General features: G+C 74.0%; 13 protein-coding genes. 6 read left to right on the top strand and 7 right to left on the bottom strand.

Annotated features, from left to right (window positions below; all coding sequences use genetic code 11):
* Positions 1-134: 134 nt before the first annotated feature.
* The 4 genes from IG88_RS0103930 to IG88_RS0103915 all read left to right on the top strand — a co-directional run bounded on the left by IG88_RS0103930 (position 135) and on the right by IG88_RS0103915 (position 3,972).
* Positions 135-689, top strand: coding sequence for a hypothetical protein (locus IG88_RS0103930; RefSeq protein WP_031034960.1), 555 nt, complete (start codon positions 135-137; stop codon positions 687-689).
* A 132-nt stretch (positions 690-821) separates the two neighbouring features.
* Positions 822-1,568, top strand: a complete 747-nt coding sequence (locus IG88_RS0103925) for an FHA domain-containing protein (RefSeq protein ID WP_031034958.1) — start codon at positions 822-824, stop codon at positions 1,566-1,568.
* Entirely contained in the window at positions 1,565-3,394 is a 1,830-nt protein-coding gene (locus tag IG88_RS0103920; RefSeq protein ID WP_031034956.1) for a serine/threonine protein kinase, read from the top strand. The genes IG88_RS0103925 and IG88_RS0103920 overlap by 4 nt, the downstream gene beginning before the upstream one ends.
* Before the next feature lie 107 nt (positions 3,395-3,501).
* Positions 3,502-3,972, top strand: a complete 471-nt coding sequence (locus tag IG88_RS0103915; protein ID WP_031034953.1) for a hypothetical protein — start codon at positions 3,502-3,504, stop codon at positions 3,970-3,972.
* A 147-nt stretch (positions 3,973-4,119) separates the two neighbouring features.
* On the opposite strand, the gene purH is transcribed toward IG88_RS0103915, so the two are convergent.
* Together purH and purN are read right to left on the bottom strand one after the other, a co-directional pair.
* Positions 4,120-5,697 carry a bifunctional phosphoribosylaminoimidazolecarboxamide formyltransferase/IMP cyclohydrolase gene (gene purH, locus IG88_RS0103910; RefSeq protein ID WP_031034951.1) on the bottom strand — a complete coding sequence of 526 codons (1,578 nt, stop codon included), beginning with the start codon at positions 5,695-5,697 and terminating at the stop codon, positions 4,120-4,122.
* Positions 5,694-6,341, bottom strand: coding sequence for a phosphoribosylglycinamide formyltransferase (gene purN, locus IG88_RS0103905; protein WP_031034949.1), 648 nt, complete (start codon positions 6,339-6,341; stop codon positions 5,694-5,696). Before purN ends, purH begins: the two co-directional genes overlap by 4 nt.
* A 293-nt stretch (positions 6,342-6,634) precedes the next feature.
* On the opposite strand from purN, the gene IG88_RS0103900 reads away from it, so the two are divergent.
* Complete coding sequence (locus IG88_RS0103900; protein WP_031034946.1) at positions 6,635-7,414, top strand: hypothetical protein; 780 nt, start codon at positions 6,635-6,637, stop codon at positions 7,412-7,414.
* Positions 7,415-7,574: 160 nt separating this feature from the next.
* Here the strand turns inward: IG88_RS0103900 and IG88_RS0103895 are convergent, their stop codons facing one another.
* Positions 7,575-9,272 (bottom strand): DUF6350 family protein, encoded by a 1,698-nt coding sequence (locus IG88_RS0103895; protein WP_031034944.1) that lies wholly within the window; start codon positions 9,270-9,272, stop codon positions 7,575-7,577.
* 96 nt (positions 9,273-9,368) lie between these two features.
* Here IG88_RS0103895 and IG88_RS0103890 point away from each other — a divergent pair, with 96 nt between their 5' ends.
* Positions 9,369-10,565 carry a helix-turn-helix domain-containing protein gene (locus IG88_RS0103890; RefSeq protein ID WP_031034943.1) on the top strand — a complete coding sequence of 399 codons (1,197 nt, stop codon included), beginning with the start codon at positions 9,369-9,371 and terminating at the stop codon, positions 10,563-10,565.
* A gap of 145 nt (positions 10,566-10,710) precedes the next feature.
* Here the strand turns inward: IG88_RS0103890 and sucD are convergent, their stop codons facing one another.
* From sucD to IG88_RS0103870, 4 genes are all read right to left on the bottom strand, one after another.
* The gene (sucD, locus tag IG88_RS0103885) at positions 10,711-11,595 is read right to left on the bottom strand and encodes a succinate--CoA ligase subunit alpha (protein WP_031034940.1); all 885 of its coding nucleotides are present in this window, start codon (positions 11,593-11,595) and stop codon (positions 10,711-10,713) included.
* 28 nt (positions 11,596-11,623) lie between these two features.
* Positions 11,624-12,808: an ADP-forming succinate--CoA ligase subunit beta gene (gene sucC, locus IG88_RS0103880; protein WP_031034938.1), complete on the bottom strand. Its 1,185-nt coding sequence runs from the start codon at positions 12,806-12,808 to the stop codon at positions 11,624-11,626.
* A gap of 714 nt (positions 12,809-13,522) precedes the next feature.
* The gene (locus IG88_RS0103875) at positions 13,523-14,407 is read right to left on the bottom strand and encodes a hypothetical protein (protein WP_031034935.1); all 885 of its coding nucleotides are present in this window, start codon (positions 14,405-14,407) and stop codon (positions 13,523-13,525) included.
* 263 nt (positions 14,408-14,670) lie between these two features.
* Positions 14,671-15,948 carry a vWA domain-containing protein gene (locus tag IG88_RS0103870; protein WP_107452024.1) on the bottom strand — a complete coding sequence of 426 codons (1,278 nt, stop codon included), beginning with the start codon at positions 15,946-15,948 and terminating at the stop codon, positions 14,671-14,673.
* Positions 15,949-15,988: the final 40 nt, after the last annotated feature.

The following is a 15,988-nucleotide window of genomic DNA, read 5'->3' as shown; positions in this document are numbered from 1 at the left end:
GAGTTCGGTCAAGAACGATTGGGCAGCACAGTGCCGCGGGGCCGTACCGGGGGGACGAACCGCTTACGAAGAATCTCCTCCGAGTCGCGCCACGCGTCGTCCCCGCACTTGACAGCGACGGAGGAAGACCCGCCATGAGTTTCGGCGACCCGAACAACCCCTACGGCCCGCCGCAGGGCGGCCAGCAGCCGAACTACGGCTACCCGCAGCAGCAGCCCCAGGGCCAGCCCGGATACGGCTACCCGCAGGCTCCGCCGGTGCAGCAGCCGTACGGTGCCGCTCCCACGACCATGCCCGGTACGGTCAACACCGCCCGGGTGCTGCTCTGGATCATGGTGGGCTTCCAGGTCATAGGCACGGCGCTGTTCGGCATCTCCGCAGCGGCCGTCGACCAGGCCAAGGACGACGCCGCGTTCGAGGAGCTGGCCGACTACCCGACCGGTGTCCTGTGGGGCTTCATGGTGCTGGCGCTGGTCTGGGGCGTCTGGGCGGCGTTCCTGGCCGCGAAGTTCAACTCGGGCGGCAACGGACTGCGCGTGACCGCGCTGGTGTTCGGCATCCTGACCGCGATCATCGCCCTCTACCCGTTCACCATCGCAGGCATCGTCCACCTCGTGTTCGGCATCCTGATCGCCGTGTTCGTCGGCAACTCGAAGGGCGCGGCCTGGTTCAAGCGGCCCCGCTACTGAGCGGCCGTCCACGACTGCACAGTTCTCGCCAATCACGCCGCAGGGCCGTGTCTCACCCGAACGAGGGGGGCACGGCCCTCTCGCGTCGCCCTAGTCTGGCCCGGGTAGCCGTCAGGCACGGGGAGACGCACCTTGTACAGCATCATCGTGGTACCTCCGCCGACCACGGAGGACGACAGCACCAGGACCCAGTTCCGGCTCGCGCCCGGCGAACGGCTCGTCTTCGGACGGTCCGTGCCCGAGGGCGGGCTGCTGATCGGGCACGACGGGGTGTCGCGCAGAGCCGGTGAGATCACGGCGCACGGCACCTTCTGGACCATGAGCAACCTCTCCGCCCGCCAGACCTACGTGGTGGAGAACCCCGAGGGCGCGGGCGAGCACATCAAGGTGGCGCCGGGCCGCCTGGACGCGCCGGTGCCGTTCGAGTTCTCGCGGATCGTGCTGCCCGCCGCCGGCGACCTGCTGCCGGTCGAGGTGTGGGCGCCGCGCCACGACTACCTGCGCGGCGAGGACGGCACCGACGGCGAGCCGACCGCCCCGGCCTTCTCCGTCGACCGCACCAAGCGGTACTTCGCGGTGCTGGCCGCCCTGTGCGAGCCGCGGCTGCGGGGGGAGCCGCACGCGCCGCTGCCGACCGTGGACCAGGTCGTCGAGCGGCTCCGCCCGGGCTGGCCGGCCGCTTCGCGTACGTCGGTGCAGTGGAACATCGACTACCTCGCCGTCAAACTCCGGCTGAAGCCGGGCCCGGAGACCGCCGAGCCAGGTCCCCGGCTGAACGGCAAGAAGGAGTCGCTGGTCTCGCTGGCGCTCCGCTTCGACCTGGTCCGCGAGGACGACCTGGTGGTCCTCGCGGCACCGTCCGGCCGGGCACTGCGATGACCGAGCCGTACGCCGTCCCGGTGCCCAGGGGGTACCGGGTGGGCGGCTGGGAGGTGCGCGAGCCGATCGCGACCGGCGCCTTCGGCAGCGTGTACGCGGCCCGCCGCGTGCCCACCGGACCGGATGCTCCGGACGACGACACGGGCCGCACCGCGGCCGGCGCAGCACACGGCGGCGACCGCTCGGACGGCACGAGGCGCACGGACGCCGGCAGGGGCGCGGGCAGCGACAGGGGCCCAGGCGGCGGCAGCGACACCGGCACAGGCAGCGGCACCGGCACCGGCACCGGCACCGACCTCACCGCCGCGGACGCCCCCGACCCCGCGGACCGCACCGTCCGCCCCGCCGAGGACGCCCCCGGTGGCATCGCCCCCGGCGCGGGCCCGCCGGACGCGGTCGCGCTGAAGTTCCTGCCCACCGGTACCGGCACGCCGCGCCAGCTCTCCCACCTGCGGGACCTGGTCGAGCGCGAGGTCGAGCTGTTGCGCAGGCTGCGGCGGCCCCGGCTGATCCGGATGTACGAGACCCTCACCGTCGACGATCCCGGCCGGCCCCGGCTCGACGGCGCCACCGTGCTCGTCCTGGAGCGGGCCGAGGGTTCGCTGTCCGCCCTGCTCTCCGCCACGCCCCGCCCGCGGTCCGGGCCGGCGCTGCTCGCCCAGATCTGCGAGGGCCTGCACCAGTTGCACCGGGCGGGCTGGGTCCACGGCGACCTGAAACCGGCGAACGTCCTGCTGATGAAGGACGGTTCGGTACGCCTCGCCGACTTCAACATGGCCGCCGAACTGGAGGGCACCCACGCCTACACACCCGCCTTCTCCACCCCCGACTACACCCCGCCCGAGCTGCTGTGGTCCGAGATCGGCGAACGGGGCCGCCGGATCCGCCCCTCCGCCGACGTGTGGGCCTTCGGCGTCCTGGCCCACCTGGTGCTGACCGGGTCGTTCCCGCTGCCCGGCGGCACCCCTACGGCCCGCCGCGACGCCGCCGTCGCGTACTCCCGCGGCTCCCACGAGTTGCGCCTGTCCCCCGAACTGCCGCCGCCGTGGCGGGAGGTCGTGCGGGCGTGCCTGACCCGTACGCACGCCGACCGGATCGGCACCGACGCCCTGCTGCGCCGGGTGGCGGAGGCGACGGGGAACGCGCGCGACCCGGGGCAGCCCTCGGTCCGTACGCGCGCCCGCTCCCGCGCCCGTTCCCGGCCGAGGCTCCTGGCCGCCGCGGCCGCGGGACTGCTCGCCCTCGCCGCCCTCGGCTACGGCGTCGCCCGCTGGACCGGCGAGGGCCGGGACCCCGCCGCGCGCCCCGGCGGCACCGCGAGCGCCGTCTCCGCCGCCTCCTACGGCGCGGCCGAGCTGCGCACCGACCGGGACGTGCCGCCCGCGTACCGCCTGCTGATCGTGGAGACGGCGCACGACTGCGGCCACGCGGAGGTCAGCCCGGCCCTGATCGCGGCGATGCTGAAGGTCGAGAGCGACTTCGACCCGGACCTCGCCGATCCGGCCAGGGACGAGTACGGCATCGCCCGCTGGACGCCGAGCGTGCTGCGCTGGTGGATGAATCCGGACGGCACGCCGGGCGAGACCGTGCCCCAGCCGCCGTTCCCGCCCGCCGAGTCCATTCCGGCGATGGGCCGTTACCTGTGCTGGATCACGCCCCGCCTCGACGCCGGGCTGCCGGGCGACCGCAGGGTGCTGGTCGCCGTCGCCTACCGGACGTCGTACAAGAAGGTGAACGACGCGGGCGGGGTTCCCCCGAAGTACCGCGACTACGCCGACCGCGTCGCTCACCGCCTCAAGGAGTACACGCCCCGGGGCGGGACGTGACCCTGAGAGTTCCGAGGTACCGGGCGGCGGGCGTCCGGGGGCACGGTGTGAGCACACCGCTTCGGCGGTGCGACCGGTACGACACCGACCATCACGGGGGAACAACGATGAACCTCGTCAAGCCCGCAGCTCTCCTCCTCGCGGCCGCCGCGCTGGCCGCCGGCTCCACGGTCTCGGCCACGGCCGCCGACAGCCCGGACGGCACCCGCGTCACCAGCCTCCAGCAGAAGGCGGGCCAGGTGCTGGCCGACGCCCCCAAGCCCCTGCGCGTGACCGCCGACGCGGTCGAGTACGAGGGCCTGACCGTGACGAACGCGCCCGTGACCAAGGGCGCCCAGGACCTGGCCTGCGGCTACGGCCACCTCTGCATGCTCGTCAACGGCACGAAGTTCGACTTCTACAAGTGCCAGACGTGGAACCTGACCAACTGGACCGGCAACGGCCCGTTCACCAACAACCAGACGCCGGGCACCGTCGCCAAGTTCTTCAACAAGGACGGCAGCGTCCGCTGGACGTCGACCGCCTACGAGGCGGGCACCGCGTCCTGGGACCCGATCTGGTCGCTGCGCCCCTGCTGATCCGCCCACCGGACCGGCGAGACGGCGGCCCCGGTGCCCTCCACCACGGAGAGCACCGGGGCCGTTCGGCGTCCGGCGTCCGGCTTCCGGCTTCCGGCTTCCGGCTTCCGGCTTCCGGCTTCCGGCTTCCGGCTTCCGGAGGGACCGTCAGTGGAAGAAGTGCCGCGTCCCCGTGAAGTACATGGTGACGCCGGCCTTCCGCGCGGCCTCGACGACCAGCTCGTCGCGGACCGAACCGCCGGGCTGGACCACGGCCTTGACGCCGGCCGCGGTGAGGATCTCCAGGCCGTCCGGGAAGGGGAAGAAGGCGTCGGAGGCGGCGTACGCCCCCCGCGCGCGCTCGGCGCCGGCCCGCTCCACCGCGAGCTTCGCGGAGTCGACCCGGTTGACCTGGCCCATGCCGACGCCGACGGAGGCGCCGTCCTTGGCCAGCAGGATCGCGTTGGACTTGACGGCCCGGCACGCCTTCCAGGCGAAGGCCAGCTCGGCCAGCTCCGCCTCGGACAGGGCCTCGCCGGTGGCGAGGGTCCAGGTGGCGGGGTCGTCGCCCTCGGCCTGGAGGCGGTCGGTGACCTGGAGGAGGGCGCCGCCGTCGATGGGCTTGACCTCGACCGGGGCGGCGGGCGCCTCGGGGGCGCGCAGCACGCGGATGTTCTTCTTCTTGGTGAGGGCTTCGAGGGCGCCGTCCTCGTAGTCCGGCGCGACGACGACCTCGGTGAAGATCTCGGCGACCTGCTCGGCCATCTCCTTGGAGACCGGGCGGTTGACCGCGATCACGCCGCCGAACGCGGAGAGCGGGTCGCAGGCGTGCGCCTTGCGGTGCGCCTCGGCGACGTCCGCGCCCACCGCGATGCCGCACGGGTTGGCGTGCTTGATGATCGCGACGCAGGGCTCGGCGTGGTCGTAGGCGGCACGGCGGGCGGCGTCCGTGTCCGTGTAGTTGTTGTACGACATCTCCTTGCCGTGCAGTTGCTCGGCCTGCGCGAGGCCGCCGCCGTCGGGAGAGGTGTAGAGCGCGGCCGGCTGGTGCGGGTTCTCGCCGTAGCGCAGGGTGTGGGCGCGCTCGTAGGTCGCGCCGAGGAAGTCGGGGAACCGGGACTCGTCGACCGGGGCGTAGTCGGAGGCGAACCAGGAGGCGACGGCCACGTCGTAGGCGGCGGTGTGCTGGAAGGCCTCGGCGGCCAGGCGCTTGCGGGCGGCGAGGTCGAAGCCGCCGTCCTTGACCGCGGAGAGCACGTCGGCGTACCGGGCGGGGCTGGTGACGACGGCGACGGAGGGGTGGTTCTTGGCGGCGGCGCGCACCATGGAGGGGCCGCCGATGTCGATCTGCTCGACGCACTCGTCGGCGGTGGCGCCCGAGGCGACGGTCTCGCGGAACGGGTAGAGGTTGACCACGACCAGGTCGAACGGGGCCACGCCCAGCTCGTCCAGTTGCTGCCGGTGGCTGTCCAGGCGCAGGTCGGCGAGGATGCCGGCGTGCACCTTGGGGTGCAGCGTCTTGACCCGGCCGTCCAGGCACTCGGGGAAGCCGGTCAGCTCCTCGACCTTGGTGACGGGGACGCCGGCGGCGGCGATCCGTCCGGCGGTGGACCCGGTGGAGACGAGTTCGACGCCCGCCTCGTGCAGCCCGCGGGCGAGGTCCTCGAGCCCGGTCTTGTCGTAGACGCTGACGAGCGCGCGGCGGATGGTCCGCTTGGTGCTCCCGGCGGTGGCGGTGGCGGTCACTGGATAACTACCTTTCGTCCCTCAATGCGATAGCCGTTGCGGGCGAGCCGCCCCACGACATCGACGAGCAGCCTTCGCTCGACTTCCTTGATGCGCTCGTGCAGAGCGGCACCTTCGTCTTCGTAGTCCTCGTCCCGGACCTCCACCACGCCCTGCGCGATGATCGGCCCGGTGTCGACGCCGTCGTCGACGAAGTGGACGGTGCAGCCGGTGACCCTGGCGCCGTACGCGAGCGCGTCCCGCACGCCGTGGGCCCCCGGGAAACTGGGGAGGAGGGCGGGGTGGGTGTTGACGAACCGGCCCCCGAACCGCGCGAGGAACTCCTTCCCCACGATCTTCATGAACCCGGCCGAGACGACGAGGTCCGGTTCGTGGGCGGCGACGGCCTCGGTGAGCGCCGCGTCCCACTCCTCGCGGGTCCCGTACTCCTTGACCTTGCGGACGAAGGTCGGCACCCCGGCACGCTCGGCGCGGGCGAGTCCCTCGATGCCGTCGCGGTCGGCGCCGACGGCCACGATCTCGGCCCCGTAGGTCTCGGCGCCGGTGGCGGCGATCTCGTCGAGGAGCGCCTGGAGGTTGGTGCCGGATCCGGAGACCAGCACGACGAGGCGCTTGGCTCGCCGGTCCACGGGCTTGGCGGCCACGGTGGGGGCCTTTCTCGGGAAGCGATCTCTTTGTACGGTCGTACGAATGCTTCGCGTCCCTGGATACGGGGAAGTCTACGAAGCGGCCGACCGTCAGCAACGATACCGGCACACCGGACGGCCCCCTCGGGACGGGGGCGTGACCGGGAGGTAGCGTCTGCGTGGAGCCGGAGCGGGAACGCCGCCCGCGCGTCAGGCGTTCACCAGACGTACCGACCGGTTCGCGTACTCCACGAGTCCGCCCGTTCCACCAGCCGCCCGTCCATCGTCGCCAAGGGGAAGACGCTCAGTTGATGCCGGACCGCAGCCTGCGACTGCTCACCCTGCCCCAGCAGTCGGCGCAGCCAGGGGAGCGCAGCACCGTGTTGCTGCGGGAGCGCCCCTCGTCACCGCCCGACTCCTCCCCGGACCGGGGCAGCCACGGCGGACGGGACGGCGCCACCGACCAGGACAACCCCTTCGCCCCGCCCCCGGAGGGCACCCCGGACCGCCCCTGGCAGCCGCGGCACCCGTCGGGCGACGACGACTCCCGGGGCGACGGCGAGCGCTCCCCCTGGGGCGGCCGGTGGAGCGACCGGCAGCCCGGCCGGTCCTCCGGCGGCTTCGGCGAGCGGCCCGGTGGTCAGGGCGGGGGCCCGGAGGGTCAGGGCGGCGGCCCGGGCCCGCGCTGGGACCCGACGGACCCCGCCCAGCGGCGTGCCCGCTACGCCCTGCTGAGCGGTCTGTGGGCCCTCTTCTTCGCCCTCTTCACCTGGCCGTACGTGGCCCTGCTGCTCGGCGCCCTGGCCCTGTACTGGGGCATCAGCGCGCTGCGCGCCAAGCCCCGCGCGTCCTCCGACCCGGACACCCCGGCCCCGCCTCCCGAGCAGACCACCCGCCCGCAGCGCACCGCCGCGATCAGCGGCCTGGTCATGTCGTCCCTGGCCATCCTCCTGGTCGCCGCGTCCTTCGGCGCCCAGCTCGTCTACAGCGACTACTACACCTGCCGCGAGGACGCCCTGACCCACGCGGCGGACAAGTCCTGCGAACGGCATCTGCCGGAACAGCTCCGGGACCTGCTGGGCTCCAACTGACCCGTCCGGCGTCCCGGGGACGGAGGACGAGGGCCCGTCCAGGCCCGGACGCGCGAGTCCGGGGCAGCAGTCCCGAGGGTGGGGAACCCGAGGTCGGGAAGGGGAAGGGCGGCGGGGGCGAGTCCTCCTGCGGACCCCACGGACCCCACGGACCCCACGCTCACTTCCCGCCCCGGGCCGCCCCCTCCCCGGGAGAACCGTCGACCGGCAGAAGGTCGTACGCGTCGCTCCCGCCGACGGCGTCGTCCTCGTCGTACAGTCCGGCCGGCACCGTACCCCCGCCGGCCTTCCGCTCCGTCGCCTCGGCCTCGCCCCGCCTCCACCACCGCCCGCCGGAGGGCAGCGGCACCCGCGCCCACGACCACCCGCTCCCACCCCCGTCGGCGCTCCCGTCGACCGTCCGGGCGGCAGCGCCCCGTCCCCGCCACGCCCGCCCCACTACGGCCACCGGCACCGCCACCGCCCCGGTCCACGCCAGCGTCGCGCCCCCGGCCTGCCACCACACCGGCCCGAACCGGGCGAGCGCCGCGCTGCCGAGCGGCCCGCCGGCGAACGCGGCCAGCAGGGCGACGAAGGCCGCGCACAGCACGGCGGCCACCACGGCGGCACCGACCGTCCGCCGCCACGGCCACAACACCCCGTCGGCCGGACCGCCCACCGCGCCCGGACCACCTACCACACCCGGCGCGCCCGCGGCCCCCCGCACGACGCCCCGCACACCGGCCGCGCCCCCCGTCGCCGCCCGCGCCGTGAACCACCCCACCGCCGCCCCCGCCACCAGCGGCACCGCCCCGGCCGCCCAGTGCAGCGGCGTACCGGGGCCCGCGTCCGGCACCGCCGCCAGCAGCGGGAACGGCGGCAGCAGCGGCGCCGGAGCGGAGGAGGCGGGGGCCACCACGTGCCCGGTGCCGAGCACGAAGCCGGGGCCGAGGGCGTAGACCGCCGCCCACACCGCCGCGTTCGGCACCAGGGCCAGGCAGAGCAGCAGCACGGCGAACCGCCCCGACCACCCGTCGGTCAGCCGCAGGAACGACTCGGCCGCGGCGGCCCCGTGCCACACGAGCGACACGGCGAGCAACAGCGCTCCGCCGCCGACGAGCACCGCCGTACCGGCGCCCGCGGCGCGCGTCGCGGCGCCCAGGCGCGCGTCCGGCTCCACCATCAGTTCGCGCAGCGTCCGGGGCAGTACGCGCAGCGCCCGCCCCACCGGCCCGCCCGGGCGGCCGAACGCCGTCCACACGCCGGCGCCCGCCGCGGCCATGGCGACCAGCGGCAGACACACCGCCGCCCACCACGGCGAGGGCCGCAGCGCGCCGCCCTGCGCGTACAGGACGACGGGCGCGGCGACGCCCAGGTAGCCGAGGACCACTCCGGTCCAGGCCAGGCGCGCGGAGACGGGCGGCGGCCCGGAGTCCGGCGTGCCCGCCGGCCACGCCGGGCGCACCCCGGCTCCCGCCTTCGGGGGCGCGCCGACGGCCACGCCCACGCCGTCCCCGGGGTCCGTGGCGTCCCGGGCGGCGCGGTGCAGCAGCCACACCGGCAGGAGGAGGAACAGCAGCGGCGTGACGCCGACGGGCGCGGGCGTGCCCGAGAGCGTGTCGGCCCGCACCAGTTCGGCCCCGTGCGCCAGCGTCCACAGGGCCGCGGCGACGCGGAGGGCGCCGCCCGGTCCGCTGTCGGGGTACGGCGAGCTGATCCACAGCAGCGTCACGAGCGCGGCGCACGCCGCGAGTCCCAGCAGTGCCGCGAACGCGCCGCCCAGGAGACCGGCGGCCAGCCCGGGCGACCGGTCGCGCCACCGGGTGCGCAGTCGGGAGAGCGGGGCTGGACGGGCGGTCGTCTGGATCACGCCCGCCATGCTCCCAACGACACGCGCTTTCCCGGCGTAACGGGCGAAGCTCCGTGGTGTCGCTCAATATATGTTTATGTACTTTTTCGTACGAAGGGGTGTCCAGTGACCCGCCGCCCCGCGACCCCGCTCCCCCCTCCCAAGGAACGCCGACACCTGCGGGAGACCGCCGCGTTGACGCAGGCTCAGTTGGGGGAACGGGTGGGCGTCGCTCCCGGGACGGTCCGCGCGTGGGAGAGCGGCCGCACGAATCCGCGGGGCCGGAAACGGGAGGCGTACGCGAAGCTGCTGGAGACGCTGGCCGAGGAAGCGGCAGCCGGGCGGGGAGCCCGTGACCCGGCGTCAGCACCGGAGACCGGCCCAGGGGCGAACCGGACGGAGGAACCCGAGCCGCACCCGGGGCCCGAGCCGCACCCGGAGCCCGAGGCCGGCTCGGAGCCCGTCCCCGGGCCCGCGTCCGAGCCCGTCTCCGAGTCGCTTCCCGAGCCGCGCCCCGCCCCCGTCGCGCTGACGCCCGCTCAGGCATTCGACGCCTTGTACGAGTTCAGCGCCCCCGCCCTGGTACGGCAGACCTTCCTGCTGACCGGCCGTCGCGAGCAGGCGCGCGAGTCGGTGGAGCGGGCCTTCCAGACGGCCTGGGAGCAGTGGCCGGAGGTGGCCCGCGACCGGGACCCGGTGGGCTGGGTGCGGGCGGCGGCGTACGAGTACGCGCTCTCCCCCTGGCAACGGCTGCGTCCGCGCCACCGGCGCCCGGAGCCGCCCCCCGCCGACCCCGGCGACCGCACCCTGCTGAACGCCCTGCTCAGACTCCCGCCCAGGCACCGCCGCACCCTCGTGCTGTACGACGGTGTGGGCCTGGACCTGCCGGAGACGGCGGCCGAGACGGAGGCGAGCACCCCGGCGGCGGCGCACCGGCTGCTGCGCGCCCGCGAAGCCGTCGCCGACCGACTGCCCGCGCTCGCCGACCCGCAGGTGCTGCACCGGCGGCTGGCCGAACTGGCGTCGCGCGAACGGCTGGGGGCGGCACGGCCGCCGTCGGTGCGCAGGGGCGGCGAACGCCGGGCGAGGTTCCGCACCCGGGCCGCGATCGCCTTCACGGTCGCCCTCATCGGGACCACGGCCCTGACCCTGCGCACCGCGCCCACGCACTACGAACCGCCCGTGTCCCCCGGGCAGGCGGTGCGCGGGGTGCCGCCCAGAGTGGCCCAGGGGTCCCTGTCGGACGAGGAGCAGGAACTGCGGCGGAAGCTGCGGGACCAGTGGCAGGACGGGCCGGAACGGCTGCGGCCGGAGCTTGAATGAGGCAGCCCGCCCGCGGCCCGGCGACCGCGGCCCGGCGCCAGCGGTCCGGCGCCCGGAACACCGAGGCCCGGAACGCCGAGCGGCCCGCCCCCTGTGAACGGAGGGCGGGCCGCTCGGTGCGGAACGGGCCGGTGGGACGGCGGTGTCAGCCGGCCAGGATGGCGCGGGCGAGCTTCGCCGTCTCGGTCGGCGTCTTGCCGACCTTGACGCCGGCGGCCTCCAGGGCCTCCTTCTTCGCCTGGGCGGTGCCGGACGAACCGGAGACGATGGCGCCGGCGTGGCCCATGGTCTTGCCCTCGGGCGCGGTGAAGCCCGCGACGTAGCCGACGACCGGCTTGGTCACGTTCTTCGAGATGTACTCGGCCGCACGCTCCTCGGCGTCGCCGCCGATCTCGCCGATCATGACGATCAGGTCGGTCTCGGGGTCGGCCTCGAACGCGGCGAGCGCGTCGATGTGCGTGGTGCCGATGATCGGGTCGCCACCGATGCCGACGGCGGTCGAGAAGCCGATGTCACGCAGCTCGTACATCATCTGGTACGTCAGCGTGCCGGACTTCGAGACCAGGCCGATGCGGCCCGGCTTGGTGATGTCGCCCGGGATGATGCCGACGTTGGACTGGCCCGGGGTGATGATGCCGGGGCAGTTCGGGCCGATGATCCGGGTCTTGTTGCCCTTCTTGCCGGCGTACGACCAGAAGGCGGCCGAGTCGTGCACGGCGATGCCCTCGGTGATGACGACGGCCAGCGGGATCTCGGCGTCGATGGCCTCGACGACGGCGTCCTTGGTGAACTTCTCCGGCACGAAGATGACGGAGACGTCGGCGCCGGTCTTCTCGATGGCCTCCTTGACGGTGCCGAAGACCGGTACCTCGGTGCCGTCGAAGTCCACGGACTGACCCGCCTTGCGCGGGTTCACGCCGCCCACGACGTTGGTGCCGTCGCCGAGCATGAGCTTGGTGTGCTTCATGCCGGTGGCGCCGGTCATGCCCTGGACGATGACCTTGCTGTCCTTGTTGAGCCAGATAGCCATGGTGTGTTGGTGTCCTCGTCCTGAGTGCTTACTTGGCGGCGGCGTGAGCCAGCTCGGCGGCCTTGTCGGCCGCGCCGTCCATGGTGTCGACGCGCTGGACCAGCGGGTGGTTGGCGTCGGTGAGGATCTTGCGGCCCAGCTCGGCGTTGTTGCCGTCGAGACGGACGACGAGCGGCTTCTCGACCTTCTCGCCGCGGTCCTCCAGGAGCTTCAGCGCCTGGACGATGCCGTTGGCGACCTCGTCGCAGGCGGTGATGCCGCCGAAGACGTTGACGAACACGGAGCGGACGTCCGGGTCGCCGAGGATGATCTCCAGGCCGTTCGCCATGACCTGGGCGGAGGCGCCGCCGCCGATGTCCAGGAAGTTGGCGGGCTTGACGTTGCCGTGCTTCTCACCGGCGTACGCGACGACGTCCAGGGTGCTCATGACGAGACCCGCGCCGTTGCCGATGATGCCGACCTCGCCGTCGAGCTTGACGTAGTTGAGGTTCTTCTCCTTGGCGGCGGCCTCGAGCGGGTTGGCCGCGGCCTTGTCGTGGAGGGCCTCGAAGTCGGGGTGACGGAACTCGGCGTTGTCGTCCAGCGACACCTTGCCGTCGAGGGCGATGACGTCGCCGGAGGCGACCTTGGCCAGCGGGTTGACCTCGACCAGGAGGGCGTCCTCCTTGATGAAGGTGTCCCACAGCTTGACCAGGACGTCGGCGACCTTGTCGGCGACCTCGGCCGGGAACTTCGCGGCCTCGACGATCTCCCGCGCCTTCTCGGGCGTCACACCGTCGATCGCGTCGATCGGGGTCTTGGCGACGGCCTCCGGACGGGTGGCCGCCACCTCCTCGATCTCCATGCCGCCCTCGACGGAGGCGATGGAGAGGAAGGTGCGGTTGGCACGGTCGAGGAGGAAGGAGACGTAGTACTCCTCGACGATCTCGGGGGCGGTCTCGGCGATCATCACCTTGTGGACCGTGTGGCCCTTGATGTCCATGCCGAGGATGTCCGTCGCGCGGGCGACGGCCTCGTCCGCCGAGGCGGCCAGCTTCACGCCACCGGCCTTGCCGCGGCCACCGACCTTCACCTGGGCCTTGACGACGGACTTGCCGCCCAGACGCTCGGTGATCTCGCGCGCCGCCTCAGGCGTGTCGATGACTTCACCGGCCAGCACCGGTACATCGTGCTTGGCGAAGAGGTCCCTCGCCTGGTACTCGAACAGGTCCACGCGCTTCCGTCCCTATCAGTGATCTCGCGGTTCGTTGGATGCGTGGGCGTGCCGCGAAGGGCAACGTGACGTCCGCCGTGAGGTCACAAGGGGGGCGCACACGGTGTCCGAGCGCGCGGCATGTCCGTCTCGCAGGTTATCGCCGCTTGCATGGGGTCTCTAAATCGTGGGTCACACCTGAGCGGTGATGCCTGTCACATGATGCCGTCCTCACTGGCACGGGGTGCCGGGTGTGAGCGGAGCGGCGGGCGCTTCGCGCCGGGCGAGGGCCTCACCGGGCTGGGGTTGACCCGGTGAGGCCCGACTCCCCCGGCGGGCCGCGTGGGTGCGGGCCGCCGGGGTGCGGGCCGGACGGTCCCCACCCCAATGGGGGCCGTCCGGCCCCGACCGCGGGGAGGGCACGGCCGGACGGAGGCCGACGGTTTTCGGTCTCCGTCCGGGGCCTGCCGTCCCGCGGAGTCTGGGCGTGCGTGCCGTGAGGCCGTGGGCACGGGCCGCGAGGTGACGGACGTGAGCGGTGCGCCGTGCGCCGTGCGCCCATCACCGCGGCGGGGCGCGTACGCCGGGCTCGTGTGCGCGTACGCCGGGCGTCCACGGGGGCGTCCACGATGGGGCCTGGGGCCAGGGCCGGGGCGGGCGGGGTGCACGCCGGCGTGGCGCGCGAGCGTGGGGTTCGCGGCGAGCGGGGGTGCGCGGCGGAGGGGGGCGGCCGTTCTAGGCGGGGGAGACGGGGACGTCCCGGTACGGCTCCCTGACCCCGGCCGCCTCGGTCCGCTCCGGGGCCCCGGGGGCGAGCCGGAACGCGATCCCGAACTGCGGGGTGACCGCGCGTGCGTCCCCGTGGCGCGGGGTCGCCTGGTCGGCGCCGGACGCGGTGCCGAGCGCGCCGTCGGGGTCACCGGTGGGTGCGGGGCGGGCGGAACCGGCGGGGGCGTATGCGGTGGGCGCGGTGTGCCCGGGCCCGGCTCGGTGCTCGTGGGCGGGCGCGGCCGGTGCGGTGAGGGCCTGGCCGGGGACGGGCTCCGGACCGTACGCGACGGCGGGGGCCGGGGTTCGTCCTCCCCCGACGACTCGGGCGTCGGCGGCACTGGGCGGGTCGGCGGTGCCGGAGACGCTCGGTGCCATCGGCGCGGATGCGGGCTCGGCCGCGGGCCGGGGCGCCGGGGCGGCCGATCCTGACCGACCGGACGTGTCGCCGACGACGCCGTTCCCCGACGGGCCGGGGAGCACCCGCAAGGGCGGCACCTCGGCCGGAACCCCGGTCCGCGCAACCGCGTCCAGCCGCTCCGTCACCGTCCCCACCACGTCGCCGACCGGCCCTACGACCCGGTCGGCCACGGTCCGGACGGCGTCCTCCGAGGCGGGAGGGAGGTCCACGAGCGCCATGTCGGAACCTGCTTCTGAGGGGGCGTCGAGAACGCGGCCGACCGTGTCCGTCAAGGGCCCGGGCGCTTCGTCGGCCGCCTGCGCCCGCCCTCCGCAGAGCAGGCCCAGCACGAACAACCCGCCCAGCAGCAGCGCCACGTGCAGCGCACGCCGCCCGGCCGCCGTGCGCAGGAGGCGCGAAGCGGCACCGGGCAGGACTGCTGACGAGACCAAGAGGGGGAAGTACCTCCCGTGCGACGGAACGGACCGCGCGTCGAATCGATCGTCAGATGTCGAACGTCAGATGCCGAAGACGTCGGATCCGGAAGGTCGGTTACGGAACGTCTGATACCGAACGTCGAACAACGCATCGACGCGCCGCGCGATACTCGCACGGGGGTACGCGGGTTGCGCAAGCCCCGCCCCGCCGACGGTCCACCATATCCGATTCGGCCATGGAAATCGGGGCACCGGGGATCGCCGGGTTCGCCGTGTCGTCAGCCGGCGTCCGGTATCGGCAGGGGCCTCCCCTCGATCGCCGCCGCCATCACCTCCGGGAAGTGGTCGGGCGTGCACGCGAACGCCGGTACGCCGAGCGCGGCGAGCGCCGCCGCGTGTTCCCGGTCGTACGCCGGCGTCCCCTCGTCCGACAGGGCCAGCAGCGCCACGAACTCCACCCCCGCCGCCCTCATCGCCGCGACCCGCTTGAGCATCTCGTCGCGTATGCCGCCCTCGTAGAGATCGCTGATCAGCACGACCACCGTCTCAGCGGGCCGGTTGATTCCCGACTGGCAGTAAGCCAGGGCGCGGTTGATGTCCGTACCGCCGCCCAGCCGGGTGCCGAAGAGCACGTCGACCGGGTCGTCGAGCTGGTCGGTGAGGTCGGCGACCGCCGTGTCGAAGACGACGAGCCGGGTGTCGAGCGAGCGCATGGACGCCAGCACCGCGCCGAAGACCGACGCGTACACCACCGACGCCGCCATCGACCCGGACTGGTCGACGCAGAGGACGACCTCCTTCTTCACCGCGCGGGCCGACCGGCCGTGGCCGACGAGCCGCTCGGGTACGACGGTGCGGTGCTCCGGAAGGTAGTGCTTGAGGTTGGCCGCGATCGTGCGGTGCCAGTCGATGTCGTGGTGACGGGGCCGGCCCGTGCGGGCGCTGCGGTCCAGTGCTCCGCTCAGCGTGGCACGGGTGCGGGCGGCGAGCCGCTTCTCCAGATCCTCGACGACCTTGCGCACGACGGCCCGGGCCGTCTCCCTCGTCGTGTCCGGCATCGCCTGGTGCAGGGACAGCAGGGTGCCGACCAGGTGCACGTCGGCCTCCACGGCCTCGAGCATCTCCGGCTCCAGCAGGAGAGTGGCGAGCCCGAGCCGGTCGATCGCGTCCCGCTGCATGACGCGGACGACGGAGGAGGGGAAGTAGGTCCGGATGTCCCCCAGCCAGCGCGCCACCGCCGGTGCGGAGGCCCCGAGCCCGGCCGCACGGTCCTTTCCCCGGCGGGTGGGCGCGTCGCCCTTCGCGTAGAGGGCGGTGAGCGCGTCGTCCATCCCGGCGTCCCGTCCGGAGAGCACGTGGCCGGTGCCGTCGGCCGGGTCGCCACCGCCGAGGACGAGACGCCACCGCCGCAGCCGCTCCTGTGCCGCCCCGTCGTCCTCCGGCCCGGCCGACGGCGTGCCTCCGGCCGTGCCCGCGCTCACGGCCCCGGCCACCACCTGCCCGGCCGCGGGTCCGGCCGGGTGCCCAGTCGCGTGCTCAGCCGTGGGTCCGGTCATGTGCTTAGCCGTGGGCCCGGTCATGTGTCCGTGCGTCTGC

The organism is Streptomyces sp. NRRL F-5650, assembly GCF_000721365.1.
Classification (GTDB): Bacteria; Actinomycetota; Actinomycetes; order Streptomycetales; family Streptomycetaceae; genus Streptomyces; species Streptomyces ardesiacus.
The sequence above is the reverse complement of the archived record's forward strand: the minus strand, read 5'-3'. Positions and strand labels throughout refer to the sequence as shown.

Coding starts and splice junctions, on each gene's coding strand:
- IG88_RS0103930 (WP_031034960.1), top strand. CDS start 135: ATGAGTTTCGGCGACCCGAACAACCCCTACGGCCCGCCGCAGGGCGGC.
- IG88_RS0103920 (WP_031034956.1), top strand. CDS start 1,565: ATGACCGAGCCGTACGCCGTCCCGGTGCCCAGGGGGTACCGGGTGGGC.
- IG88_RS0103915 (WP_031034953.1), top strand. CDS start 3,502: ATGAACCTCGTCAAGCCCGCAGCTCTCCTCCTCGCGGCCGCCGCGCTG.
- IG88_RS0103900 (WP_031034946.1), top strand. CDS start 6,635: ATGCCGGACCGCAGCCTGCGACTGCTCACCCTGCCCCAGCAGTCGGCG.
- IG88_RS0103895 (WP_031034944.1), bottom strand. CDS start 9,272: ATGGCGGGCGTGATCCAGACGACCGCCCGTCCAGCCCCGCTCTCCCGA.
- sucD (WP_031034940.1), bottom strand. CDS start 11,595: ATGGCTATCTGGCTCAACAAGGACAGCAAGGTCATCGTCCAGGGCATG.
- IG88_RS0103870 (WP_107452024.1), bottom strand. CDS start 15,948: ATGACCGGACCCACGGCTGAGCACGCGACTGGGCACCCGGCCGGACCC.